Genomic DNA, 25,397 nt, shown 5'->3' with positions numbered 1-25,397 from the left:
TGCGATGGATCGTGCCCCACGACGTCAGCGTGGAGCATAGGGTGCCTCGGGCACGTCGCGTGGCATCGGCGCACAGGACGGGACAGGAGATCAGCAGTGGGGCTCGCACTGGTGTGCGTCGGGGTGGCTGCCCTGTGCTCGGGGACGGCGATCGTGCTCCAGGCCGTCGCCGCACGACGGCTCCCCGCGGACGTCCGGCTCGACGCCGCACTCGTCGGCGGTCTGGCGCGCAGCCCGCTCTACCTGCTCGCGCTCGCGCTGGTCGCGCTCGGCTTCGGTCTCTCGTTCGTCGCCCTGCGCACGCTGCCCGTGTTCGCCGTCCAGGCGGGTCGCGCGTCGAGCCTCGCGGTCGCCGCGGTCCTGTCGGTGCTCGTGCTCGGCGCCCGGCTGCGGTGGAGCGACTGGCTGGGGCTGGGCAGCATCGCGGTCGGACTGGTCGTGCTCGCGCTCGCGGTCTCCCCGCAGACCACGGTCACGCCCACCGCGGGCACCACGTGGGTCGTCGTCGGTGCCACGGCGACGATCGCGGCGCTCGCCGCCACGCTCGCCCTCGGGCCGCCGACGCGGTGGCGTGGTCTCGTCCTGGCCGCTCTGGCGGGTGCGGCGTTCGGGGTGCTCGCGCTCGGCGCGCACACGGTCGACGTCTCGGCCCCCGTCGAGGTGCTCACGGACCCCGTCGCCTGGTGCGCGGGCCTCTGCGGCGCCCTCGGGCTGGCCGTGTCGGCGCTCGCGCTGCGCCGCGCGGCGGTGGTTCCCGTCACGGCCCTCATGGTCGGCACCGAGACCGTCGTCGGCGCCGGGCTGGGCATCGCCCTGGCGGGTGACCGACCGGCCGGTGGTGCGGGACCCGCGTCGGTCGCAGCGTTCGCGCTCGTCCTGGCAGGGGCGCTCGTCGTGGCACGGTTCGGGGCACCGGGCTCGGACCAGGCCGAGCTCGATTCGCCCGACCCTCGGGCCGCTCACGCCTGAGGGCGTCCGGCTCCCCACGCGGCCCACGCGCTGGCGAGCAGCTCGGGCATCCCGTACCGAGCCTCCCAGCCGACGTCGTCACGGATGCGGTCGACCGCCGCGACGACCGACGCCGGGTCGCCGGCGCGGCGGGGCGCGGCGTCGGGTACCGCGTCCAGGCCGGTGACCTGGCCGAGCAGGGCCATGACCTCCAGCACGGACGCCCCCCGACCCGTCCCCACGTTGTAGACGTCCCGCGGCAGGTGTCCCGCCTCGAGCCGGTCGAGCACGGCGAGGTGCGCCTGCGCGAGGTCGACGACGTGCAGGTAGTCGCGCACACAGCTGCCGTCGGGCGTCGCGTAGTCGGTGCCGTAGACCTCGGGTAGCGCACCACGGGTCAGCCGGTCGAGCGTCTGCGTCACGAGGTTCGTCACCCCGGTGTCCCCGAGCTCCGGCCAGCCGGCACCGGCGATGTTGAAGTACCGCAGCGAGACGGCGCGCAGGGCGCTGGACCGGACGACGTCGCGCAGCAGCATCTCCCCGGCCAGCTTGCTGCGCCCGTACGGGTTCACCGGCCGGGTGGCGTCGTCCTCGCTCACCGGTGCACCGCCGCAGGACCCGTACACGGCGGCGGACGACGAGAAGAGGAACGTGCCCACCTGCGCGGCCTGGGTCGCGCGCAGGACGTTCGCCAGCCCGCCGACGTTCTGCGTGACGTACCAGAGCGGCCGGGTGACCGACTCGTCGACGCGCTTGCGCGCCGCCAGGTGGATCACCGACGTGACACCGCTCTCACGGCACGCCTCCGTGAGCGGGTCGACGCTCGACGGGTCCGCCAGGTCGAGCTGCACGAGCGGCGCACCGCCGATCCGGTCGGCGGACCCGGTGCTGAGGTCGTCGACGACGAGGACGTCACGGCCGGTGGACTGCAGCAGACGGACCACATGGGCCCCGATGTACCCGGCTCCCCCGGTCACGAGCACGGTCACGGGCTGGACAGTAGCGGGTCGACGCCCGCCACGTGGGCGATCGACCACCCGTCGCCGCGCGCGACGGTGCGCACGCCCCCAGACTGATCCGGTGCGAACCCTGGGTGTCGAGGAGGAGTTCCTGCTGGTCACCCCCGAGGGGCGGCCGCAGCCGGTGGCGACCACCGTGCTCCGGCACGCGTCGCGGGTGGCGCCCGCCCCCACCGACGAACCCGGTGGCGATCTGGAGAAGGAGTTCAAGCAGGAGCAGATCGAGACGTCGACCCCGCCGCGCGTCGAGCTGGCCGAGCTGGTGGCGGAGATCCGTGCGGGGCGCACCCGGACGGATGCCGTCGCGCGCGAGGCGGGTGCGCGGATCGCGGCGCTGGCCACCGCCCCGCAGGCCGTCGAGTCCACCGTGCTGCCGGACCGGCGCGCCTACGCCATCCGGGCCGAGTTCGGCCAGACGGCCCGCGACCAGCTCACCTGCGGCTGCCACGTGCACGTCTCCATCGCCGACGAGGACGAGGGCGTGCGCATCCTCGACCACCTCCGGCCGTGGAACGCGGTGCTGCTCGCCCTGTCCGGCAACAGCCCTTCATGGCTGGGCACGACCACCGGCTACGCGTCGTACCGGTCGCAGGTGTGGGGTCGCTGGCCGACGGCGGGTCCGACCGCCGCGTTCGGCGACGCGGCCGGCTACCGCGCGGTGATCGACGAGCTCCTGCGCACGGAGACGATCCTCGACGACGGGATGGTCTACTTCGACGCCCGGCTCTCGTCGCGGTACCCGACGGTCGAGGTGCGCGTCGCGGACGTGTGCCTGGATGCCGACGACGCCGCGCTGCAGGCTGCGCTCGTGCGCGGGATCGCCGAGACGGCGACGGGCGATCCCGTGTCGCAGCCGCGCACCGAGGTCCTGCGCGCCGCGACCTGGCGAGCCGCCCGGTCCGGTCTCACGGGCAACCTGGTCAGTCCGCTGTCGGGCACGCCGCTGCCTGCGGCGGAGGTCGTGGCCCAGCTGGTCGAGCACGTGCGGCCCGCCCTGGCGGAGGCCGGCGACCTGGAGTGGGTGGAACGCCAGGTGGCCACGGTCCTGCGTCGCGGCAACGGCGCGATCCAGCAGCTCGGGTGGCGGGCGGAGGGCGCCGACGACGACGAGGTGGTCCGTCGTGCGGTCGACCGGACCGTAGCGGTCTAGAGGAGCTCCGGCAGCGGCACGTCGGGGTCGGCCAGCCGGTCGTGGTCCACCACGGCTCCCGACCGGATGAGCGCCTGCACGTCGTCGACGACGTCCCACACGTTGACGTTCATCGCGGCCAGCACGCGCCCCTCGCGCCGCCAGAACGCGATGAGCTCCCGGCCCTGCAGGTCACCGCGCACGACCACCTCGTCGTACCCGTGGGCGCCGACGTACCCGACGTACTCCATGCCGAGGTCGAACTGGTCGGTGAAGAAGTACGGGAGCTTGTCGTAGGGCTCGTCGGCGCCCACGATCGTCGCCGCGGCACTCGCCGGCTGGTTCAGGGCGTTCGCCCAGTGCTCCACGCGGACGTGGGTACCCAGGAGGGGGTGGTGCGCGCGGGCGATGTCGCCGACCGCGAGCACGTGCGGGTTCGACGAGCGCAGGTGGGCGTCCACGACGACGCCGTTCTCGACGTGCAGACCTGCCGCCTTGGCCAGGTCGACACGGGGAGCGGCCCCGATCCCGACGACGACCAGGTCGGTGTCGAGCAGCGTGCCGTCGGCCAGCTCGACCGCCCCCACGTGGGTCCCGTCGCCGGCGGCCACGATCTCGGAGATCTCGGTCCGCGTCCGCAGGTCGACCCCGTTCTCCCGGTGCAGGTCCGCGAACATCGCGGCGAGCTCCGGGCCGAGCACGGCCAGCAGCGGCAACGGGTCGCGCACGAGGACGCTCACCTCGCAGCCGGCTGCACGGGCGGCCGCGGTGACCTCGAGACCGATCCACCCGCCGCCGACGACCACGACCCGCTTCCCGGCCGTCAGGAGCGTACGCAGGCGGTCGCTGTCGTCGAGGGTCCTCAGGTGGACGACGCCGTCGAGACCCGCGCCGGGCACGTCGAGCCGACGTGGCTCCGAGCCGGTCGCGAGGACGAGGTGGTCCCAGCCGGTACGGACCCCGGAGCCGTCGACGACGTCGCGCGCCCCGAGATCGAGCGAGCGGACCGTCGTGCCCAGCCGCAGGTCGACGTCGTGAGCGGCGTACCAGTCCGCGGGGTGCACGAACGCTCCGTCGCGCTCGTCGCTGCCCTGCAGGTAGCCCTTCGACAGCGGCGGCCGCTCGTAGGGCCGCTCGGTCTCGGTGCCGAGCAGGACGACATCCCCGTCGTACCCCCGCTCGCGCAGCCCCTCGACGGTCTTCGCGCCCGCCAGCCCGGCACCCACGACCACGACCTGACCGCTCACGTCACTCCCCTGCCCTCGTCGACCGCCGACGGCAAGCGCACCAGGTCGCAGGCCTGCGCGCAATGGGGGCGGTGTGGCGAAGTCCACGCATGTCACCGGCTCGCACCCCGCGCCGGATGACCAGGCGCCTGGCACCCTGGGGGCCATGCAGATGTGGCCGGGACGCCCTTACCCCCTAGGCGCCACCTATGACGGGAGCGGGACGAACTTCGCCCTGTTCTCGGAGGTGGCCGAACGAGTCGAGCTCTGCCTGATCGCCGACGACGGCACCGAGACCCGGACGAACCTGACCGAGGTCGACGCGTTCGTCTGGCACGGGTACCTCCCCGCCATCACGCCGGGCCAGCGGTACGGCTACCGCGTGCACGGACCGTACGACCCAGCGCAGGGACACCGCTGCAACCCGAACAAGCTCCTGCTCGACCCGTACGCCAAGGCGATCGACGGGCAGATCGACGGGGACCCGTCGCTGTACTCCTACGACTTCGCCGCCCCGGAGAAACGCAACGACGACGACTCGGCCGCGCACACGATGACGTCCGTGGTCATCAACCCGTACTTCGACTGGGGCCACGACCGGCCACCGCAGCACGAGTACCACGAGTCCGTCATCTACGAGGCGCACGTGCGCGGCCTGACGATGCAACACCCCGCCGTACCGGAGGAGCTCCGCGGCACCTACGCCGGGATGGCCCACCCGGCGGTCATCGAGCACCTCACGTCGCTCGGCGTGACGGCGGTCGAGCTGATGCCCGTGCACCAGTTCGTCAACGACCCGTCGCTCGTCGAGAAGGGCCTCTCGAACTACTGGGGCTACAACACCATCGGCTTCTTCGCCCCGCACAACGGCTACGCCGCGTTCCAGCACGCCGGCCAGCAGGTGCAGGAGTTCAAGGCGATGGTCAAGGAGCTGCACGCCGCCGACATCGAGGTCATCCTCGACGTCGTCTACAACCACACGGCCGAGGGCAACCACCTGGGCCCGACGCTGAGCTTCCGCGGCCTGGACAACGCCAACTACTACCGGCTCGTCGACGACGACCAGGCCCACTACTTCGACACCACGGGCACCGGCAACTCGCTGCTCATGCGGTCGCCGCACGTGCTGCAGCTGATCATGGACTCGCTGCGCTACTGGGTGCTGGAGATGCACGTCGACGGGTTCCGCTTCGACCTGGCCGCGACCCTGGCCCGCCAGTTCCACGAGGTCGACCGGCTGTCGGCGTTCTTCGACCTGGTGCACCAGGACCCGGTGGTCTCCCAGGTCAAGCTCATCGCGGAGCCGTGGGACGTCGGTGACGGTGGGTACCAGGTGGGCGGGTTCCCCCCGCTGTGGTCGGAGTGGAACGGCAAGTACCGCGACACGGTCCGCGACTTCTGGCGCGGCGAGCCGTCCACGCTCGGGGAGTTCGCCAGCCGCCTGTCGGGCTCGTCGGACCTGTACGAGCACACGGGCCGGCGGCCGATCGCGAGCGTCAACTTCGTCACCGCGCACGACGGCTTCACCCTCAACGACCTGGTGTCCTACAACGAGAAGCACAACGAGGCCAACGGCGAGGGCAACAACGACGGCGAGAGCCACAACCGGTCCTGGAACTGCGGGGTCGAGGGCCCGACGGACGACGTGTCCGTGCGAACGCTGCGGGCGCGCCAGCGGCGCAACTTCCTCACGACGCTGCTGCTCTCGCAGGGCGTCCCGATGATCGCGCACGGCGACGAGCTGGGCCGCACCCAGCAGGGCAACAACAACGTGTACTGCCAGGACGGGCCGATCTCGTGGGTCGACTGGACACTGGACCAGGACGAGACCGACCTGCTCGAGTTCACGCGACGCCTGGTGCGGCTCCGCCAGGACCACCCCGTGTTCCGGCGCCGTCGGTTCTTCGCGGGCGAGCCCGACCTCGCGGACGAGTCCGACCTCCTCGACCTGGCCTGGCTCGGGACGGACGGTCACCACATGCGTGACGAGGCGTGGGGCGCCGACCACGCGCGGGCCGTCATGGTGTTCCTCAACGGTGACGCGATCGCGGAGCCGGACCTGCGGGGCCAGGAGATCGTCGACGACAGCTTCCTCGTGCTGTTCAACGGCCAGCCCGACGCGGCCACGTTCACGCTCCCGCCCGCGCGCTTCGGGGCCGTCTGGACCGCGGTGGTGGACACGGACTCGCAGATCGAGGCCGGCAGCACGGTCGAGGCGGGGACGACCCTCGAGCTCCGCGAGAAGTCGATCATCGTGTTCACGCGGCCCTCGATCCTGCCGTCGCCGACGTCGTCGGGCATCGGCGCGGTCGCGGCGGCGGCGAGCGAGGCGGCCAAGCAGGTGAAGGGCCGTGGGCACGGGGAGGCCGCCGACGAGAAGCCGAAGCGGCGGACCACCAAGCCGCGCCCCAGCGCATGAGCGAACCGCGTCCCACCCCCACCCGCCGGCTGCCGACGGCGGGCAAGCCCGTGCCGGGCTCGACCTATCGGTTGCAGCTGGGCGCGGACCTGACCCTCGACGACGCGGTGCAGCGCGTCCCGTACCTGGCGTCGCTGGGGGTCACGCACGTGTACCTGTCGCCCATCCTGCGGGCGGCCCCGGGCTCGACCCACGGGTACGACGTCGTCGACCACGACGAGATCGCTCCCGAGCTGGGCGGGCTGCCCGCGCTGCGTCGTCTGGCGACGGCGGCGCACGACGCGGGCCTGGGGCTGGTGCTCGACATCGTGCCGAACCACATGGCCGTCCCCACGCCCGTCTGGCACAACCGCGCGCTGTGGTCGGTGCTGGCCGAGGGGTCCGACTCCCCGTACGCGGACTGGTTCGACGTGGACTGGTCCGCGGGCGACGGCGCGGTGCTCATGCCGGTGCTCGGCGACCGCATCGGTGCGGTGCTGGGCCGCGACGAGCTGGCGCTCGACGAGGTCGAGATCCCCGGCGAGGGCACCCGCACGGTGCTGCGCTACCACGACCATGTGTTCCCGGTCCGACCGGGCACCGAGTCGCTGTCCCTGGCGGAGCTGGTGGAGCGCCAGCACTACCGCCTCGCGTACTGGCGGGTCGCCGACGAGGAGCTCAACTACCGGCGGTTCTTCGACGTCGGCACTCTGCTCGCGGTCCGCGTCGAGGACCCGGCCGTGTTCGACGCCACGCACGCGCTGGTCCTGTCGCTGCTCGCGGACGGCACGATCGACGGCCTGCGCATCGACCACCCGGACGGTCTCGCCGACCCCGCCGGGTACCTGGCCAGGCTGCGTGAGGCGAGCGGCGGTGCGTGGGTGGTCGTCGAGAAGATCCTCGAAGGCACCGAGACGCTCCCGCCCGACTGGGAGACCGCCGGCAGCACCGGGTACGAGGCCCTCTGGCGGATCCAGGAGACGTTCGTCGATCCCGGCGGCGCCGCGGTGCTCGGTGCCGTCATGCACCGGCTCACGGGCGACACCTCGGACGCCTTCGCGGCGATGGCCGAGCAGGCCAAGCGGGAGATCGTCGACGGTCCGCTGTACGCGGAGGTGCACCGGCTCACCTCGCTCGCGGCCGACATCTGCCGTGACGACCTCCGTCTGCGCGACCACACGTGGCGCGCGCTGGAGGACTGCCTGATCGAGCTGCTCGTCGCGTTCGACCGCTACCGCGCCTACGTCGTGCCCGGCGAGCCCGTGCACCCGGAGTCGCTGGAGGTCATGCAGGCAGCCGCCGCACACGCCCGCGCGCGGCTGTCCGTGGAGCGCAGCGCCACGATGGACGTCGTCGTCGACCTCCTGCTCGGCCGCGAGGTCGGCAGCGCCGGCCGCACGCGTGGTGCGCGCCGCGACGAGCTCATCGTGCGGTTCCAGCAGACCTGCGGTGCCGTCATGGCCAAGGGCGTCGAGGACACCGCGTTCTACCGCTGGACCCACCTGACGGGTCTCTGCGAGGTCGGGGGTGCGCCCGAGCAGTTCGCGCTGACGCCGACCGACCTGTCGGCGTGGGCCGCGCAGATGCAGGTCTCGGCCCCGCTGGGCATGACGACCCTGTCCACCCACGACACCAAGCGCGGTGAGGACACCCGGGCACGGCTCGGGGTGCTCAGCGAGCTCCCGCGCGAGTGGTCGACCCTCGTCGACGCCCTGCGCGCCGCCTCCGCCCCGTACCGCAGCGCGCTGCTCGACGGCCGCACGGAGTACCTCCTGTGGCAGACGCTGGCCGGCACCTGGACGGACGACGGCCCCATCGCCGAGGACCGGCTGGTGGAGTACCTGACCAAGGCGATCCGCGAGTCGAAGAGCCGGACCACGTGGACGGCCCCCGACGAGCCGTACGAGGCCGCGGTGCTGGACGCCGCGCGGCAGGCGCTGGTCGACCCGACGGTCGCCGAGCTGTTCTCCGGCTGGGAGCTGCGCACCCGGGCGGCCGTCCGCGCCGCGACGCTCGGCACCAAGCTCGTCCAGCTGACCCTGCCCGGCATCCCGGACGTCTACCAGGGCACCGAGGTGCCGAACCCGGTCCTCGTCGACCCGGACAACCGCCGGCCGGTCGCCCTGGAACCGCTGGTCACCCGGCTGGCCCGGCTCGACGACGGCGCCGGCCCGCGTGACCTCGCCGACGAGAAGCTGCTGGTCACCTCGCGAGCGCTGCGGCTGCGCCGGTCCGTGCCGGAGGCGTTCGTGGGTCCCGACAGCGGGTTCCTGCCGCTGGCGCACTCGTCCGGGCACTCCCTCACCTACGCCCGGACCGTCGCCGGCCACCCGCGCGTCGCGGTCGTCGCCACCCGTCTGGCAGCAGCGGTCGACCGGCTCGGGGGCTGGGCCGACCACACGGTCGCGCTCCCCGAGGGCGACTGGCACGACGTGCTCACCGACCGGCCGGTGACGGGAGGGGTCGTCGACGTCGGACCGCTGCTCGACCGGCTGCCCGTCGCCCTGCTCGTCCGCGCGGAGGGTTGAGGCGGTGCTCCCCCGCGTCTGGGCACCGACCGCCGCACGCGTCGACGTGGTCGTCGGCGACGAGCACCGACCGCTACGCGCCGAGGGTGACTGGTGGGTCGGCGACGACGACCTCCCGCACGGGACCGACTACGCGTTCTCGGTCGACGGTGGCCCGCCGCGGCCCGACCCGCGCAGCGCCTGGCAGCCGCACGGCGTGCACGGCGCCAGCCGCGTCTACGACCCCGGGACGCACCCGTGGTCCGACGACGGCTGGTCCGGGGTCGACGTCCGCGGGCACGTGACGTACGAGCTGCACGTCGGCACGTTCAGCGACGAGGGCACGCTGACCTCAGCGATCGAGCACCTCGACGAGCTGGTCTCGCTCGGCGTCGACCTGGTCGAGCTCATGCCGGTCGCGCCGTTCAGCGGCGTGCACGGCTGGGGCTACGACGGTGTCGCGACGTTCGCGGTGCACGAGCCCTACGGCGGCCCCGCCGGCCTGCAGGCGTTCGTCGACGCGGCGCACTCCCGCGGCGTCGGGGTCTGCCTGGACGTCGTGCACAACCACCTGGGCCCGTCGGGCAACTACCTCGGCGACTTCGGGCCGTACTTCACGGACGCGCACCAGACGCCGTGGGGCTCCGCGATCAACCTGGACGGGCCCGGTTCCGAGGAGGTCCGCCGCTGGGTGTGCGACAGCGCGCTGCGCTGGTTCCGCGACTTCCACGTGGACGCCCTGCGCCTGGACGCCGTGCACGCGCTCATCGACCTGTCGGACCGGCATGTCCTGTCGCAGCTGTCGGACGAGGTGGCTGCGCTCGCGGCAGCCCTGGGGCGCCGGTTGTCCCTGGTGGCCGAGTCCGACCTGAACGACCCCATCTCCGTCACCCCGACCGCCGACGGCGGCTGGGGCATGACCGCCCAGTGGGACGACGACGTGCACCACGCCATCCACGCGCTGGTCACGGGCGAACGGCACGGCTACTACGGCGACTTCGGCTCGCCCGAGGTGCTCCGCAAGGCGCTGACCGGCGTGTTCGTGCACGACGGCGAGATGTCGACGTTCCGCGGACGCCGCTGGGGCCGACCGGTACCGCCCGGGACGGACGGTCACCGGTTCGTCGTCGCGGCGTCCACGCACGACCAGGTGGGCAACCGGGCGCTCGGCGACCGCCCGTCCGCCCGTCTCGACCCCGGCCGGGTCGCCGCCGAGGCCGCGCTCGTCCTGCTGTCCCCGTTCAGCCCGATGCTGTTCATGGGCGAGGAGTGGGGCACCCGCACGCCGTGGCAGTTCTTCACCGACCACCCGGAGCCCGACCTCGCCGCGGCTGTGCGCGACGGCCGTCGTCGCGAGTTCGGCGGCCACGGGTGGGACGTCCTGTACGGCGGCGACATCGAGGTGCCCGACCCGCAGGACCCCGCGACGTTCCGCGCCAGCATCCTCGACCGCACCGAGCTCGACGACCCGGCACACCCCGAGCACGCCCGCCTGCGCGACTGGTACCGGTCCCTGATCGCCCTCCGGCGCACGGTCCCGGACCTTGCGTCCGGGGACCTGTCCGCCACCGACCTGGTGTGGGGCGGCGCCTCCGAGCGCGACCAGGACGACGTGCCCTGGGACGGCTGGCTGGTGCTGCACCGCGGCACGGCGCGCGTGGTCATCAACCTGTCGGGCGAGGAGGCCGCCGTCCCGGTGCACACGGACGGTCCGGTCGACGTGGTCGCGGCGTGGGACCCCGCCTCGGTCGAGCCGACGCCCGGCGGGGCACTGGTGCTGACAGCCCCGCGCTCGGTCGTCGTCCTCGCCTGAGCGGCCTGCGCCGCGAGCTCGGTGGTTGCGACCGAGATCGGTGGTTGCAGACACCGAGCTCGGCACGGAGCACCGAGTTCGCGCGTCAGCCGACGAGCGCGGCGCCGTCCGCGGCGAGCGAGCCCAGACGCGACAGCGCGCGGTAGTACTTCTTGCGGTAGCCGCCTGCGAGCATGTCGGCCGAGAACAGGTCTCGCTCCCCCGCACCGCCCAGCAGCACGGGTACGTCGCGGTCGTAGAGCCGGTCGACCAGCACGACGAGCCGCAGCGCGACGTCCTGCGTCGGGACGGCGTGCACGCCGGTCAGGGCCACGAGCCCGACCCCGTCGAGGAGGGCGCCGTAGCGGCTCGGGTGGACGGTCGCGAGGTGCGCGAGCAGGTCGCCGAAGTCGTCGAGCGTCGCGTCCGACCGCCGCGCCGCTGCGGCGCGGACCTCGTCGTCGTCGAGACCGTCGGCGTCGGTGACGACCGACCGGTGCCGGTAGTCGTCGCCGTCGACGCGCAGGACCTCGAACCGGGCGGCGAGCGCCTGGATCTCGCGCAGGAAGTCCTCGGCGGCGAACCGGCCCTCGCCCAGCGAGCCGGGCAGGGTGTTGGACGTGGCGGCGAGGGCGACCCCGCGGTCGGCGAGCTCGCGCAGCAGGCGGGACATGAGGACGGTGTCGCCGGGGTCGTCCAGCTCGAACTCGTCGATGCAGACCAGGCGGCGGGTGGCGAGGGCCTCGACGGTCGGCAGGAACCCGAGGGCGCCGACGAGGTTGGTGTACTCCACGAACGTGCCGTACGCCGCGTCCTGCACGCCGACCGCGTGGGCCAGCGACGTGAGCAGGTGGGTCTTGCCGACGCCGAACCCGCCGTCGAGGTAGACGGCGACCGGGGTGGCCTTGCCACGCTTCCAGAACGACTTGTGCGCCCCGCGCCGGATCTGCTCGGCGGCCGCCGACAGCCGGGTCACCGCGGCAGCCTGCGACGGGTGCGCCGGGTCGGGGCGGTACGTGGCGAACGACTCTTCGGCGAAGTGCCGGGGCGGGACGAGCTCGGCCAGGAGGCGGTCCGGCGGCACGACGGGTCGACGCTGGGTCAGGCTGGGGGCGCCCGGATTGGTCACGATCGAGGAGCCTACGTCGGGCTCCCCGGAGACTCGAATCGCCACCGGATCGGTCTCCTTTTACCGGGTCATGGACGCTTGTCCCACATGTCGACCGGAACATCTCATGATCCGGACGCCCTCTCCCGCGTTAAGCGCACGCGTGACAACCTCTTCTGGTGATCGCCCCCGGGTTCCGCAGTTCGTGTCGGTGCATGTGCACCGTCGCCGCGGACCTGTGCGTGTGCTGCTGTCCGCGGAGCAACTGACCCCGCCCCTCGTCCCCCCGGGCGCGCGGTCTGCGTCCCGAGAACCGCTCCCCCAGCGGTGGGTGCAGGCGCACGTCCATGTTCTCCCGGAGAGACCGCCCTATGGCGCAGACCAGGATCGCCCCGCCCGCCGCTCGTGCTGAGGGCCAGTGGGCGTTCGACCAGAAGGAACCGCTGAACGGCAACGAGCTGTTCAAGCAGCAGGACGACGCGCTCAACGTCCGGCAGCGGATCGAGGACGTCTACTCCCGCGAGGGCTTCGCGAGCATCGCGCCCGAGGACCTGCGTGGCCGTATGCGCTGGTGGGGGCTCTACACCCAGCGCAAGCCCGGCATCGACGGCGGCAAGACCGCCACGCTCGAGCCGCACGAGCTGGACGACGAGTACTTCATGCTCCGCGTGCGCTGCGACGGCGGCGCGCTGAGCCTGCAGCAGCTGCGCACCGTCGCGGACATCTCCGTCGAGTTCGGCCGCGGCACCGCCGACGTCACCGACCGGCAGAACATCCAGCTGCACTGGATCCGCGTGGAGGACGTCCCGGAGATCTGGCGCCGGCTCGAGGCCGTCGGGCTGAGCACCCAGGAGGCATGCGGCGACTGCCCGCGCGTCGTCCTCGGGTCGCCCGTCGCGGGGGTCGCCGCCGACGAGATCATCGACGGCACCCCGGCCGTGCGCGCGATCGTCGACAACTACATCGGCGACCCGCGGTTCTCGAACCTCCCCCGCAAGTTCAAGACCGCGATCAGCGGCTCGCCGCACCACGACGTCGCTCACGAGATCAACGACGTCGCGTTCGTCGGCGTGGTGCACCCCACGCTCGGCCCCGGCTTCGACGTGTGGGTGGGTGGCGGCCTGTCCACCAACCCGAAGCTCGGCGTCCGCCTCGGTGCGTTCGTCACGCTGGAGCAGATCCCGGAGGTGTGGGTCGGCGTCGTGAGCATCTTCCGCGACTACGGCTACCGCCGGCTGCGCACGCGTGCGCGCCTGAAGTTCCTGGTCGCCGACTGGGGACCCGAGCTGTTCCGGCAGGTGCTGGAGGGTGAGTACCTCGGCTTCGCGCTGGAGGACGGCCCCGAGCCTCCGCCGCCGCCCACCGGCCGTCGTGACCACGTCGGCGTGCACCCGCAGAAGGACGGCAACTTCTACGTCGGCATGGCGCCCACGGTCGGTCGCATCTCGGGTGAGCTGCTGCAGCAGCTGGCCGACCTCGTCGAGACCGCCGGGTCCGACAAGGTCCGGCTCACGGTCGAGCAGAAGATCGTCGTGCTCGACGTCGCTCCGGAGAAGGTCGACCCGCTGGTCGAGGGCCTGGAGGCGCTGGGCCTGCCGGTCCGCGAGGCGAGCACGTTCCGCCGCGGCACCATGGCGTGCACCGGGATCGAGTTCTGCAAGCTCGCGATCGTCGAGACCAAGGCCCGCGCCACGCACGTGATCGGCGAGCTGGAGAAGCGGCTGCCGACCTTCGACCAGCCGATCACGATCAACCTCAACGGCTGCCCCAACTCGTGCGCCCGCATCCAGACGGCCGACATCGGCCTCAAGGGTGCGCTGGCCGGCGGCGAGGACGGCTACCAGGTGCACCTCGGCGGCGGGCTCGGCCTGACCAGCGGGCTCGGGAAGACGCTGCGCGGCCTGCGCGTTCCCGCCGAGGAGCTCCCCGACTACATCGAGCGCGTCACGCGCAAGTTCGACGAGCAGCGCCTCGAGGGCGAGCTGTTCGCGCAGTGGACCCAGCGGGCGGACGAGGAGGACCTGCGATGAGCGGAACGTCTGGCGAGCGCGCGGTCCCCTACTACTGCCCGTTCTGCGCGAGCGAGGACCTGTGGCCGGCCGGCGAGACCCACGGCCAGTGGGAGTGCCGCTCGTGCACCCGTGCGTTCTCCCTGAAGTTCGTGGGGCTGGTGGCACGCTCATGACGACCACCACGGACCTCCAGGAGCTCGCGGAGCAGGCCGGGCGCGACCTCGAGGGAGCCCACCCCGCCGAGATCCTGCGGTGGGCGGCGCAGACGTTCGGCACCGACCTGGTCCTCGCGTCGTCGATGGGCGACGAGGTGCTCGTGCACATCGCCGCCGAGGCCGTGCCGGGGATCGACGTCATCTTCCTCGACACCGGCTACCACTTCGCCGAGACGCTGGGCACGCGCGACTACTACGCCGACTTCACGAACATCTCGCTCCGGACGATCCTGCCGCTGCGCACGGTTGCGGAGCAGGACGCGGAGCACGGCGAGAAGCTCCACGACCGGGACCCGAACCTGTGCTGCGCACTGCGCAAGGTCGAGCCGCTGGAGCGCGGGCTCGCGCCGTACACGGCCTGGGTCACCGGCATGCGCCGCGAGGACGCGCCGACGCGCACCGACATCACGGTGGTCGGCTGGGACGCGAAGCGCGGCAAGGTCAAGCTCAACCCCCTGGCGGCGTGGACGCAGGACGACGTGGACGCCTACGTCGAGGAGCACCACGTGGTGCTCAACCCGCTGCGCCAGGTGGGCTACGCGTCCATCGGCTGCGCGCCCTGCACGCGCGCCGTCGCTCCCGGTGAGGACCCGCGCGCGGGTCGCTGGTCCGGTACCTCCAAGATCGAATGCGGGTTGCACACATGAGCACGGTGACACTGACGCAGCTGGACGCCCTGGAGTCCGAGGGCATCCACGTCATGCGCGAGGTGGCCGGCGAGTTCGAGCGTCCCGTGCTGCTGTTCAGCGGCGGCAAGGACTCGATCGTCATGCTGCACCTGGCCCGCAAGGCGTTCTGGCCCGCACCCGTGCCGTTCGCACTCATGCACGTCGACACCGGGCACAACTTTCCTGAGGTCATCGAGTACCGCGACCGCGTCGTGGCCGAGCACGGTCTGCGGCTCGTCGTGGCCAGCGTGCAGGACGCCATCGACGACGGCCGCGTCGCCGAGCGCGCCGACGGCTCCCGCAACCCGCTGCAGACGGTCCCGCTGCTCGACGGCATCACGGCGAACAAGTTCGACGCGGTGTTCGGCGGCGGCCGTCGCGACGAGGAGAAGGCCCGCGCCAAGGAGCGGGTGTTCTCGCTGCGCGACGAGTTCGGCCAGTGGGACCCGCGCCGGCAGCGCCCCGAGCTGTGGGACCTGTACAACGGTCGCCACAAGCCGGGCGAGCACGTGCGCGTCTTCCCGCTCTCCAACTGGACCGAGCTGGACGTGTGGCGCTACATCGAGCGCGAGCAGATCGAGCTCCCGGCGATCTACTACTCCCACCAGCGCGAGGTCTTCCTGCGCGACGGCATGTGGCTGGCGCCGGGCGGCTGGGGCGGTCCGCGGGCGAACGAGACGCTCGAGGTCCGCACGGTCCGGTACCGGACGGTCGGTGACATGAGCTGCACCGGCGCCGTCGAGTCCACCGCGTCGACGATCCCCGAGGTCATCACCGAGGTCGGCGCCAGCCGGCTCACGGAGCGTGGTGCCACCCGCGCCGACGACCGCGCGTCGGAGGCCGCCATGGAGGACCGCAAGCGCGAGGGGTACTTCTGATGGGCGCCGCCCCGACCATCCAGCTGGGACCGACCGAGGAGACGCAGCACGTGACCGAGCACGCGACGCGGGACCTCCTGCGCCTGGCCACGGCCGGATCCGTCGACGACGGCAAGAGCACCCTGATCGGCCGGCTCCTCTACGACACGAAGTCCGTGCTGGCGGACCAGCTGAGCGCGGTCGAGGCGGCCACGCTGGCCCGCGGCGGCGGCGAGGTCGACCTCGCACTGCTCACCGACGGTCTGCGGGCAGAGCGCGAGCAGGGCATCACGATCGACGTGGCGTACCGCTACTTCTCGACGGCCACCCGCGCGTTCGTGCTGGCCGACACCCCGGGGCACGTGCAGTACACGCGCAACATGGTGACCGGCGCGTCGACGGCTGAGCTCGCGATCGTGCTCGTCGACGCCCGCAAGGGCGTGCTCGAGCAGACCCGTCGGCACGCGACGATCACCGCGCTCCTGCGCGTCCCGCACGTCGTGCTCGCGGTGAACAAGATGGACCTCGTCGACTTCGACGAGGCGACCTTCCGCGCGATCGCCGACGAGTTCACCGGCTACGCCCTCAGTCTCGGCATCCCGGACGTCACCGCGGTCCCGCTGTCGGCGCTCGCGGGCGACAACGTGGTGGACCGCTCCACACGGACGCCCTGGTACGACGGGCCGACGCTCCTGGAGCACCTCGAGTCGGTCCCCGTGGGGCGCGACGCGCTGTCCGAGCCGTTCCGGTTCCCCGTGCAGGTGGTCATCCGCCCGCGCACCGCGGAGCACCCCGACTACCGCGGCTACGCCGGCCGGGTCGCGTCCGGCGTGGTGTCCGTGGGCGACGAGGTCACCGTCCTGCCGTCGGGCAAGCGCAGCACCGTCGTGGGCATCGACACGTTCGACGGGCCCCTGACCGAGGCGCACGCGCCCCAGTCGGTGACACTCCGGCTCGCCGACGACGTCGATGTCGCCCGCGGGGACGTCCTCGTGCCGACCGCCGCGACCGTCGACATCGGCTCCGACCTGGAGGGCACCGTCTGCTGGCTGGCGGAGAAGCGCAGCGTCCTGGGCGCCCGCCTCCTGGTCCGCGTCGGCACCCGCACGGTCCGGGCGCTGCTGCGCGAGGTCAACGCCCGGCTCGACGTCGACACCCTCACGGTCGAGGCGTGGGACGGCGTGGACACATTGCACGCCGTCGACGCCACCGACACGTCGTCGGACATCCCGCCGCGCGCGCTGACGCTCAACGCGATCGGCCGGGTCAAGATCCGGCTGGCCGAGCCGATCGTGCTCGACGAGTACTCCACGCACCGCCGGACGGGTGGGTTCCTGCTGGTCGACCCCGCGGACGGCACCACGCTGGCCGCCGGGATGATCGGCGCCACCCTGCTCGACCGGCTCGCACCGACGTCGACCGCACAGGACGACGACGACTGGTTCGCCGGGGCGGGGATATGACGTCCCCGCAGCACGCTCTGTTCCTCGACGTCTCCGGCCGTCGCGTGGTCGTCGTCGGCGGCGGCCCGGTCGCCGCCCGGCGAGCGACCCGGCTGGTCGAGGACGGTGCCGACGTCCTCGTCGTCGCACCCGCGCTGTGCGAGGACCTCGCGGACCACGTCGCCGCCGGTCGCGTGACGTGGCGGGCCCGTGACTACCTCACCACCGACCTCGACGGCGCCTGGCTGGTCCACACCGCGACCGGCGACCGTGCGGTCGACGACGCGGTCGCGGCCGATGCCGAGGCCGTGCGCCTGTGGTGCGTGCGGGCGGACGACGCGAGCGCGTCGAGCGCCTGGACCCCGGCCGTCGCGCGGTCCGGTGACGTGACAGTGGCGGTCGGCACGGGGGGCGACCCGCGTCGGGCCGTCGCCCTGCGCAACGCGATCGCGCTCCTGCTCGACACCGGGGGGCTCCCCCTGCGGCACCACCGGCCCAGCACCGGACGCGTCACCCTCGTCGGTGGCGGCCCGGGTGATCCCGGCCTCATCACGACACGTGGTCGGCGAGCGCTCGCGGAGGCCGACGTGGTCGTCGTCGACCGCCTCGCCCCCCGTGCCCTCCTGGCGGAGCTGGACCCCGCGGTCGAGATCATCGAGGCCGGCAAGTCCCCCCACGCCCACACGCTCACGCAGACCGAGATCAACGCCGTGCTCGTCGAGCGCGCCCGGGCGGGCCACCGGGTGGTCCGGCTCAAGGGTGGCGACTCGTTCGTGCTCGGCCGCGGCGGCGAAGAGGTCCTGGCGTGCGTGTCGGCCGGGGTCCCCGTCGAGGTCGTCCCCGGAGTGACCAGCGCGCTCGCCGTGCCCGCAGCCGCGGGCATCCCCGTGACGCACCGCGGCCTGGCCCGCCAGGTCACCATCCTGTCCGCGCACGACACCGCTCCCGACTGGGAGGTGCTCGCACGCCTCGAGGGCACGTTGGTCCTGCTCATGGGCGTGGCGCAGCTGCCGTCCCACACCCGTGCGCTCCTGGCGCACGGGAAGGACCCGGGCACGCCGGTCGCCATCGTGGAGAACGGCACGCTGCCCGGGCAGCGCACGACCGTCGGGACCCTCGCGGACATCGCGGACCTCGCGCGGGAGCGTGGCGTGGGCAACCCGGCGGTCGTCGTGATCGGTGACGTCGCCGCCCTGGCGGACGTGCTGGCCTAGGTTGGCCATGTGTCCGACCTGCCCGCGCTCGATGTCCTGATCCCCGTCGACTCCCCCGTCCGCCGGCTCGCACCACGTTCCGACGAGGCCGAGCTGCTCGCGCTGTTCGCGGACGTCCCGACGTCCGGCGTGCACGTGCGCGCCAACATGGTCGGCACGGTCGACGGCGCCGCGACCGGTGCCAACCGGGTCAGTGGCTCCATCAACGGTCCCGCGGACCTCCGTGTCTTCCGCGTGCTGCGTGCCCTCGCGGACGTGGTCCTGGTCGGCGCCGGCACCGTGCGCGCGGAGCGCTACACACCTCTCGAGGTCCCCGCCGAGCTGCGGGCGGCGCGCGAGGCGCTCGGCCGCCCCGACGCGCTCGAGCTTGCCGTCGTCACGGCCAGCGGCGAGCTCCCCGACTCCCTGCTCGACACGGACCGTCCTCCCCTGGTCCTCACCACCGGCTCGGCCCCGTCGCTCGACACCCTCCGCGCACGCCTCGGCGACGACCGGGTGGTCGTCGCGGACGGCAGCGCACCCGGCGCCGTCGACCCTCGCGCGGTCGTCACGGCGCTGGCCGGGCGCGGGTTCGTGCACGTGCTGGCCGAGGGCGGACCGACCCTGCTGGCCCAGCTGGTGGACGCGGACCTGGTCGACGAGCTGTGCCTGACGTGGAGCCCGCAGCTGGTCGGCGGACCGGCCGGTCGGGTGACCCACCTGCCCACCTGGTTCGCCCCGCCCCGCGCGCTGACCCTGGCGCAGCTGCTCCACGCGGACGGCGTGCTGCTGGGGCGCTGGCAGGTGGCTAGGCTCGGCGCGTGACCGACACGATCATCGTCCTCACGGAGGACACCCTCGCCAGCGCCGACGTCGAGAAGCTGCTCGCCCTGCACGAGGGCGACACGTACGCGTACCGCGTTCTCGTCCCGGCGGACACCGACCGCCCGCTCGTCTCCACGATCATCGACAACCTCAGCCTCGGCGAGCTCAAGGAAGCCTGGCACCGCGCGCTCGGCAAGGAGCCGTCGTCGCACGAGGCCAAGGCCACCGCCGACGAGCAGCTCGCCGGCAGCATCGCGGCGTTCGTCGCCGCGGGCCGGGAGGCCACCGGCTCCGTGGTCGAGGACGATCCGCTGCCCGCCCTGAAGGCCGCCGTCGCCGACGGCGACGTGGTCGAGGTGGCCGTGGTCACCTACCCGCACGCGGTCGAGGACACGTTCCACCGCGACTGGGCCTCGCGGGCACGCGAGGAGCTCCAGGTCCCCGTGCTGCACCTGTACTCGGGCACCAGCGAGCTCGGCTGACGGATGACAGCGGGCGGCACCCCCCTCGGGAGGTGTCGCCCGCTGTCGCGTTCCCTCAGACCGACCGCAGAGCCTCGGTCGGCGGCACCCGCGCGGCCCGCAGCGCCGGGTAGAGGCCGACGACCGAGCCGACAGCCAGCGAGCAGGCCAGACCGGCCAGCACGGGGAGCCACGGGACCGTGACGGCCCACCCCTGCCCGGTGGCGAACACCCAGGTCACGGCGACGCCGAGCACCACGCCGGCCACCCCGCCGAGCAGCGACAGCAGCACCGACTCGATGAAGAACTGGCTGCCGATCGAGCTCCGCGGCGCGCCGAGGGCCCGTCGCACCCCGATCTCGCGGCGCCGCTCCAGCACCGACACGACCATGACGTTGGCGATGCCCACGCCGCCGACGAGCAGCGCGACCCCGCCGAGACCGAGGGCGAGGAGCGTGAACGACCTGTCGGCGACAGCCCCGGCGGCGAGCGCGTCCGACGGTCGGGACACCCGAACCTCGTCGGGGGCGGCGGGGTCGGCGGTGCGGCCCAGGACCGCCCGGGTGGCCACCACCTGGTCCGGCTCGACACGCACGTACACGGCGGACGGCGGGAGGTCGTCGTCGACGAGCGTGTGCGCGACGACCGTCCCGATGAGCGCCGCCTCGTCGAGCTCGGGCGCGAGGACCACGGGGTCGAGGATCCCCACCACCGTGAACGGCCGGCCCCCGACGGACACGTCGACGCCGTCCGCGAGCGGACCGATGCCGAGCCGGTGGGCAGCCGTCGCCCTGAGCACGACGGCGGGGTAACGCTGCGTCGCCGCGTCGAGCCACCGCCCCTCTCGGACCGTCCCGGCCACCGCGCCGAGCAGGTCGAGGTCGGCCGCGACGACGGAGAGGCCGCTGGTCCGGCTCTCGGGGACCTTGTCGGACCGCCGCACGGTCGCGTCGACCGCGCGGACGGCCGATGCTGCGGTCACCGTCGGGATGCGGGCGATCATGGCGACCGACTCGTCGGGCAGCGTGCCCTCGTCGCCGAGGAGCCCTTGCCCCGGGGCGACGGTGAGCAGGTTGGTGCCGAGCGCGTCGAGCTGGGCGCGCAGGTCGGCTCGTGACGACTCCGACAGCCCGAGCACCCCGACGAGCGCCGTGATCCCGATGGCGATGCCGAGGGCGGACAGGGCGGTCCGCCCCGGGCGGACGGTGAGTCCCCGCGCGCTGAGTCGCAGGAGGTCGCCGAGCGACATCCGCCGGACGACGGGATCCGCGGCGCGGACGACCGGTGGGAGCCCGACGTCGGTGCGGGTCATGCCGCCACCCCCGGGCAGGTGTCGTGCTCGACCCGGCCGTCGCGCATCGAGACCACCCGCGGGAGCCGCCCCGCGATCCGTTCGTCGTGCGTGACGACGACGATCGTCGCGCCGTCGGCGTGCAACGAGTCGAACAGCTCGAGCACCGCCGCGCCGGACGCCTGGTCGAGGTTGCCCGTCGGCTCGTCGGCGAGCAGGATCTGCGGCGCGTGCACGAGCGCCCGGGCCACGGCGACCCGCTGGCACTCGCCGCCCGACAGCTCGGTCGGCGTGTGCCGCACGCGGTCGGCGAGCCCCACCCGGTCCAGGGCAGCCCGCGCCCGGCGCAGCCGCTCGGGGCGCCGGACGCCCTGGTAGAGCAGCCCGTCGGCGACGTTCTCGAGCGCCGACCGGCCGTCCAGCAGGAAGAACTGCTGGAACACGAACCCCAGACGGACGGCCCGGACCCGGGACAGGGCGGCATCAGAGAGCGCGGTGACGTCGTCGCCGACCAGCCGCACCCGGCCCGTCGTCGGCCGGTCGAGCGCGCCCATGACGTGCAGCAACGTCGACTTGCCCGAGCCCGACGGTCCGACCACCGCCATGTAGTCTCCCGCCTCCACGGCGAGGTCGATCCCGTGCAGCACGGTGAGGGCAGACGCGCCGCCGCCGTACGTCTTGGTCACGTCGACCAGGTCGAGGACGCTCACGGGCTCACCACCACTTCGTCGCCCTCGGCGACGTCCTCACCGGAGACCTCGACGGACGTCCCGGCGAACGCACCGGTCGTCACCGTGACGTACTGCGAGGTGCCGTCGGGCAGCACCTTCTGCACGCCGTAGCCGCCGTCGGACAGCGCGACCAGCGCCGTCACGGGTACCACGAGCACGTCGGTCGCGACGGTCTGGTCGAGACCGACCTCGACGGGCGTGCCCTCCCCCCACCCGCTCACGAGGGCGTCGGGGGTGATCGTGACCTGGAGCTGTGCCTGGTCGTCGACCGTGACGACCGCGGTCGCCAGGACCGTGCCGCCCGTCGACGTGCCGTCGGGGAGCGTGAGGGACGCGACCCCGCCGACCGGCGCCAGGGCGGCCTGGCTGGTCCGCAGCACGACGGTGACGACCCGCTGCGTCCCGCCGACGGCGAGCACCGGCGCGCCGGGCTCCACCAGCGCGCCGAGGTCGGCCAGGTGCTCGTCGATGCGCACGTCCTGCGGCGTGAACAGCAGGTCGCCGAGCCGGACCGTGCCCGTCGGCGCGACACCCAGGGACGTCTGCCACCGTCGGACGGCACGTGTCGTGACCGACGTCCAGTCCTCGTCGACGGTCAGGTCCAGACCGGCGGTGTGACCGAGATCCGTGAGCGCCTGCTCGAGCTGGCGGATGTCGACACCGTCGGCGGACGAGGGACCGAGGTCGCGCCACGCCGGGGCTGCCCCCGGCAGACGGACCACCGGCCGGGCGTCGACGGCATAGACGGGCTGTCCGGCGGTCACCGTCGACCCCGCAGGGGCCAGCCACGTCACCGTGCCGGGCACGCGCGCGACGACCGAGGTGGTCGTGCCGTGGCCGACCTCTCCGCTCGCCGTCACGGTCGACACCAGGTCGCCCCGGGTGACCGACCGGGTGGCCCACGTCGGAGGCGACGCGGACGGGTCGGCGGCGCCCGACGGGGCTCCGCACGCAGCCAGCGGGAGGACCAGAGCGAGGGCCAGTCCAGCAGTGCGTCGCGACATCGTCACTTCTCCTGCCCGTCGGCCGAGCCGTCGGGCGCCTCCACGCCTGCCTCGACGAGGCACTCCTGCATGTCCTTCTCGAACTGCGGGTCGTCAGGTGCGGGGGCGCCGGCTCCGGCCTCGGAACCGCGCTGGAACTCCGACTCCACCCGTCCCCCGTCGAAGGTGGGGTCGGGCATGTCCCAGCCGCGGTCGCGCATGCACTGGGCGTGGTCGAGGAACGTCTGCTTCTGCTCCTCGGACAAGGGCTCGGAGCCCGCACCCGACTCGGCCATCCGTTGCCACGGCTCGCAGGCGTCGTCCGCGGCCTCGGCCTGCCCGGGCGTGAGGCCCTCCGCGTCTCCGAGCCGGTAGTGACCGTCGGTCGAGTCGGGCACGTCCACGCCGTGGTCGCGCATGCACTGCGCCCAGGCGAGCATCGCGTCCTCAGGGGCGAGGACCGTCGAGGATGCCGAGGGCGCCCCGGACGTCGCTCCGCCGGAACCGGGAAGCAGGGGGACCCGTGCCGGCGTGCACCCGGCGACGGCGCCGAGCAGGCACACAGCCGCGAGAGCTGACACGACGAGCAAGCGTCGCAAGACGGGCGGCGGGGTGGTGGGAAGGGTGCTCATGACGGTTCTCCTCGTCGGGGTCGGAGTGACCGGCCCAGCCCACCGCGCCACCGGTTCGGGCAGCGTTGGCTCCCGGCCCGGAACGGGCCCACGCCCTTACGCTGGCTGAACACGACAGGACCGATGCTGCGCCGACGGCCCACGTGCGAGCCGGGGCGGAGGTGTGCGGTGCGGGTGCTGGTCGCCGAGGACGAAGAGGTGATGGCCGACGCCCTGGCCCGGGGCCTGCGCCGGGCCGGGTACGCCGCCGACGTCGCTATGGACGGCGCGACGGCCCTCGAGCTCGCGACCCTCAACCCGTACGACGTGGTGCTGCTCGACCGCGACCTGCCCGTCGTGCACGGGGACGACGTGTGCCGCGCGCTGCTGGCGTCCGGGTCGTCGGCCAGGATCCTCATGCTCACCGCTGCGGGCGGGCTGCAGGAGAAGGTCGACGGGTTCGGTCTCGGCGCGGACGACTACCTGGCCAAACCGTTCGCGTTCGCGGAGCTGCTCGCCCGCGTGCAGGCACTGGCCCGTCGCACGGCGCCCGCGCAGCAGCCGGTCCTCGTGGCAGCCGGCCTGCGGGTGGACGTCGCGCGGCGGGCCGTGACCCGCGACGAGCTGCCGGTCGACCTGACGCTCAAGGAGTACGGCGTCCTCGTGGAGCTGGTCCGGGCTGCCGGCGCCGTGGTCTCCGCCGAGGAGCTCCTGGCGCGGGTGTGGGACGAGAACGCCGACCCGTTCACCAACGCCGTCCGCGTCACGATGGTCGGGCTGCGCAGGAAGCTCGGCGACCCTCCCCTCGTCGAGACGCTCCGCGGCGCCGGGTACCGGGTGATCGCGTGAGGCGCTCACTGAGCGTCCGCTGGCGCCTGACGATCGCCTACACGGTGATCGTCGCGGTGTCCGGTGCGGTGCTGCTCACCCTGGTCTACGGGCTGGTCACCGGCGGGGAGGTGCGCTCGGGCAGTGTGACGACCGAGCTGACGCCGGGTGTGGACGACGACGGCCCACCGCCCGTGCCGCCCGAGCTCCGCGACGACGAGCGCACGGACGGATCAGGCGAGCTCCTGCAGAGCTCGTGGCTCGCGCTGGCCTTCGTGACCGTCGTGTCCGTGGGGATCGGCTGGGTCGTCGCGGGCCGCCTCCTTGCCCCGGTGCACACCATCACCGCACGCGCGCAGCGCATCTCCGCCGACTCGCTCGACGAACGCATCGCGCTCGGTGGTCCGCGCGACGAGCTGCGCGCACTGGCGGACACGTTCGATGCCCTGCTCGGCCGGGTGCAGGCCACCGTGACCTCGGAGCGGCGGCTCGTCGCCACGATGTCCCACGAGCTGCGCACCCCTCTGGCCAACCAGCAGGCTGCGCTCGACGTCGCACTCGACGACCCCGCCGCCGACGCCGACGAGCTGCGGGCCGCGGCGACCACCGCGCTCGAGCAGAGCCGCCGGGCGGCCCGCACGATCGACGCGCTCCTCGTGCTCGCCCGGGCACAGTCGGGCGAGGCGGTCGGCCCAGCGGTCCCCGTCGACCTGTGTGCGGTGGTCGCCGATGCCGTGGAGCAGGTCCGGAAGCCCGACGACATCCTCGCGTGGGAGGTCCGCCTCGTCCCCATGACGGTGCCCGGTGAGCCGGACCTGCTGGCGCGCGCCGTCGCGAACCTCGTGGACAACGCCGCGCACCACAACGTGCCGGGCGGGCGCGTCGCGGTCACGCTGTCCGCCGAGCCGGGCGGCCCGCGGGTGACCGTGGAGAACACCGGCCCTCTCGTGCCACCGGACGCCGCCGCCGACCTCGTCCTGCCGTTCCGTCGCGGCGCCCCCGATCGCACCGCGGCCGTCAGCGGCGTCGGTCTCGGGCTCACGGTGGTCCGGGCCGTCGCCGACCACCACGGAGGCGCGCTCGTCCTGACCCCGCGGCCCGACGGCGGGCTGGTCGCCGAGCTGAGCCTGCCGACGCAGTGACCGGCGCGTCC

At 73.4% G+C, this 25,397-nt stretch carries 22 protein-coding genes; 15 read left to right on the top strand and 7 right to left on the bottom strand.

Annotation, left to right across the window (positions count from 1 at the left end):
- The first annotated feature begins 96 nt into the window (after positions 1 to 96).
- Positions 97 to 969 carry a hypothetical protein gene (locus tag ASD16_RS05850; RefSeq protein ID WP_055914032.1) on the top strand — a complete coding sequence of 291 codons (873 nt, stop codon included), beginning with the start codon at positions 97 to 99 and terminating at the stop codon, positions 967 to 969.
- On the opposite strand, the gene galE is transcribed toward ASD16_RS05850, so the two are convergent.
- On the bottom strand, positions 960 to 1,937 hold the full coding sequence (gene galE, locus ASD16_RS05845; RefSeq protein WP_055914029.1) for a UDP-glucose 4-epimerase GalE: 978 nt from the start codon (positions 1,935 to 1,937) through the stop codon (positions 960 to 962). The two genes, ASD16_RS05850 and galE, sit on opposite strands and share 10 nt — an antisense overlap.
- Before the next feature lie 91 nt (positions 1,938 to 2,028).
- Here galE and ASD16_RS05840 point away from each other — a divergent pair, with 91 nt between their 5' ends.
- A complete protein-coding gene (locus tag ASD16_RS05840; protein WP_055914026.1) occupies positions 2,029 to 3,117 on the top strand; it encodes a glutamate--cysteine ligase in 1,089 nt (362 codons plus the stop codon).
- On the opposite strand, the gene ASD16_RS05835 is transcribed toward ASD16_RS05840, so the two are convergent.
- Positions 3,114 to 4,343 carry an NAD(P)/FAD-dependent oxidoreductase gene (locus tag ASD16_RS05835; protein WP_055914022.1) on the bottom strand — a complete coding sequence of 410 codons (1,230 nt, stop codon included), beginning with the start codon at positions 4,341 to 4,343 and terminating at the stop codon, positions 3,114 to 3,116. The genes ASD16_RS05840 and ASD16_RS05835 overlap by 4 nt on opposite strands.
- A 145-nt stretch (positions 4,344 to 4,488) precedes the next feature.
- Between ASD16_RS05835 and glgX the strand changes: the two genes are divergently transcribed.
- From glgX to treZ, 3 genes are read left to right on the top strand one after another with little or no spacing between them, the layout of a single operon-like run.
- Positions 4,489 to 6,741: a glycogen debranching protein GlgX gene (glgX, locus tag ASD16_RS05830; RefSeq protein WP_055914019.1), complete on the top strand. Its 2,253-nt coding sequence runs from the start codon at positions 4,489 to 4,491 to the stop codon at positions 6,739 to 6,741.
- The gene (treY, locus tag ASD16_RS05825) at positions 6,738 to 9,248 is read left to right on the top strand and encodes a malto-oligosyltrehalose synthase (protein WP_055914017.1); all 2,511 of its coding nucleotides are present in this window, start codon (positions 6,738 to 6,740) and stop codon (positions 9,246 to 9,248) included. Before glgX ends, treY begins: the two co-directional genes overlap by 4 nt.
- 4 nt (positions 9,249 to 9,252) lie before the next feature.
- The gene (gene treZ / locus ASD16_RS05820; RefSeq protein ID WP_055914013.1) at positions 9,253 to 11,040 is read left to right on the top strand and encodes a malto-oligosyltrehalose trehalohydrolase; all 1,788 of its coding nucleotides are present in this window, start codon (positions 9,253 to 9,255) and stop codon (positions 11,038 to 11,040) included.
- Between the two features lie 85 nt (positions 11,041 to 11,125).
- Here treZ and zapE read toward each other — a convergent pair whose 3' ends face one another.
- Positions 11,126 to 12,148 carry a cell division protein ZapE gene (zapE, locus tag ASD16_RS05815; protein ID WP_235523123.1) on the bottom strand — a complete coding sequence of 341 codons (1,023 nt, stop codon included), beginning with the start codon at positions 12,146 to 12,148 and terminating at the stop codon, positions 11,126 to 11,128.
- Between the two features lie 350 nt (positions 12,149 to 12,498).
- On the opposite strand from zapE, the gene ASD16_RS05810 reads away from it, so the two are divergent.
- Genes ASD16_RS05810 through ASD16_RS05780 form a run of 8 tightly spaced genes read left to right on the top strand, consistent with a single transcriptional unit; the run spans position 12,499 to position 19,821 of the window.
- Positions 12,499 to 14,157 (top strand): nitrite/sulfite reductase, encoded by a 1,659-nt coding sequence (locus ASD16_RS05810; RefSeq protein WP_055914010.1) that lies wholly within the window; start codon positions 12,499 to 12,501, stop codon positions 14,155 to 14,157.
- Entirely contained in the window at positions 14,154 to 14,312 is a 159-nt protein-coding gene (locus tag ASD16_RS22015; RefSeq protein WP_200942854.1) for a hypothetical protein, read from the top strand. The genes ASD16_RS05810 and ASD16_RS22015 overlap by 4 nt, the downstream gene beginning before the upstream one ends.
- On the top strand, positions 14,309 to 15,001 hold the full coding sequence (locus ASD16_RS05805; protein WP_055914007.1) for a phosphoadenylyl-sulfate reductase: 693 nt from the start codon (positions 14,309 to 14,311) through the stop codon (positions 14,999 to 15,001). The genes ASD16_RS22015 and ASD16_RS05805 overlap by 4 nt, the downstream gene beginning before the upstream one ends.
- Positions 14,998 to 15,900, top strand: a complete 903-nt coding sequence (cysD, locus tag ASD16_RS05800) for a sulfate adenylyltransferase subunit CysD (RefSeq protein WP_235523122.1) — start codon at positions 14,998 to 15,000, stop codon at positions 15,898 to 15,900. The genes ASD16_RS05805 and cysD overlap by 4 nt, the downstream gene beginning before the upstream one ends.
- On the top strand, positions 15,900 to 17,342 hold the full coding sequence (locus ASD16_RS05795; RefSeq protein ID WP_082570605.1) for a sulfate adenylyltransferase subunit 1: 1,443 nt from the start codon (positions 15,900 to 15,902) through the stop codon (positions 17,340 to 17,342). The genes cysD and ASD16_RS05795 overlap by 1 nt, the downstream gene beginning before the upstream one ends.
- The gene (gene cobA, locus ASD16_RS05790; protein WP_055914001.1) at positions 17,339 to 18,535 is read left to right on the top strand and encodes a uroporphyrinogen-III C-methyltransferase; all 1,197 of its coding nucleotides are present in this window, start codon (positions 17,339 to 17,341) and stop codon (positions 18,533 to 18,535) included. Before ASD16_RS05795 ends, cobA begins: the two co-directional genes overlap by 4 nt.
- A gap of 9 nt (positions 18,536 to 18,544) precedes the next feature.
- Positions 18,545 to 19,339 carry a dihydrofolate reductase family protein gene (locus ASD16_RS05785; protein ID WP_055913998.1) on the top strand — a complete coding sequence of 265 codons (795 nt, stop codon included), beginning with the start codon at positions 18,545 to 18,547 and terminating at the stop codon, positions 19,337 to 19,339.
- Positions 19,336 to 19,821 carry a hypothetical protein gene (locus ASD16_RS05780; RefSeq protein ID WP_055913995.1) on the top strand — a complete coding sequence of 162 codons (486 nt, stop codon included), beginning with the start codon at positions 19,336 to 19,338 and terminating at the stop codon, positions 19,819 to 19,821. Before ASD16_RS05785 ends, ASD16_RS05780 begins: the two co-directional genes overlap by 4 nt.
- Before the next feature lie 55 nt (positions 19,822 to 19,876).
- Here ASD16_RS05780 and ASD16_RS05775 read toward each other — a convergent pair whose 3' ends face one another.
- The 4 genes from ASD16_RS05775 to ASD16_RS05760 are packed head-to-tail and all read right to left on the bottom strand — an operon-like array spanning position 19,877 to position 23,437.
- Entirely contained in the window at positions 19,877 to 21,112 is a 1,236-nt protein-coding gene (locus tag ASD16_RS05775; RefSeq protein WP_082570604.1) for an ABC transporter permease, read from the bottom strand.
- Positions 21,109 to 21,801, bottom strand: coding sequence for an ABC transporter ATP-binding protein (locus tag ASD16_RS05770; RefSeq protein ID WP_055913992.1), 693 nt, complete (start codon positions 21,799 to 21,801; stop codon positions 21,109 to 21,111). The genes ASD16_RS05775 and ASD16_RS05770 overlap by 4 nt, the downstream gene beginning before the upstream one ends.
- The gene (locus ASD16_RS05765) at positions 21,798 to 22,826 is read right to left on the bottom strand and encodes an efflux RND transporter periplasmic adaptor subunit (RefSeq protein ID WP_055913989.1); all 1,029 of its coding nucleotides are present in this window, start codon (positions 22,824 to 22,826) and stop codon (positions 21,798 to 21,800) included. The genes ASD16_RS05770 and ASD16_RS05765 overlap by 4 nt, the downstream gene beginning before the upstream one ends.
- A 2-nt stretch (positions 22,827 to 22,828) precedes the next feature.
- Positions 22,829 to 23,437, bottom strand: a complete 609-nt coding sequence (locus tag ASD16_RS05760) for a hypothetical protein (RefSeq protein WP_157453797.1) — start codon at positions 23,435 to 23,437, stop codon at positions 22,829 to 22,831.
- 168 nt (positions 23,438 to 23,605) lie between these two features.
- Here ASD16_RS05760 and ASD16_RS05755 point away from each other — a divergent pair, with 168 nt between their 5' ends.
- Together ASD16_RS05755 and ASD16_RS05750 are read left to right on the top strand one after the other, a co-directional pair.
- The gene (locus ASD16_RS05755; RefSeq protein ID WP_055913983.1) at positions 23,606 to 24,265 is read left to right on the top strand and encodes a response regulator transcription factor; all 660 of its coding nucleotides are present in this window, start codon (positions 23,606 to 23,608) and stop codon (positions 24,263 to 24,265) included.
- On the top strand, positions 24,262 to 25,386 hold the full coding sequence (locus ASD16_RS05750; RefSeq protein WP_055913980.1) for a cell wall metabolism sensor histidine kinase WalK: 1,125 nt from the start codon (positions 24,262 to 24,264) through the stop codon (positions 25,384 to 25,386). Before ASD16_RS05755 ends, ASD16_RS05750 begins: the two co-directional genes overlap by 4 nt.
- Positions 25,387 to 25,397 lie beyond the last annotated feature (11 nt).

Source organism: Cellulomonas sp. Root485 (assembly GCF_001426705.1).
In the GTDB taxonomy this organism is placed as follows: domain Bacteria; phylum Actinomycetota; class Actinomycetes; order Actinomycetales; family Cellulomonadaceae; genus Cellulomonas.
This window is presented reverse-complemented; position numbering and strand designations above follow the sequence as displayed.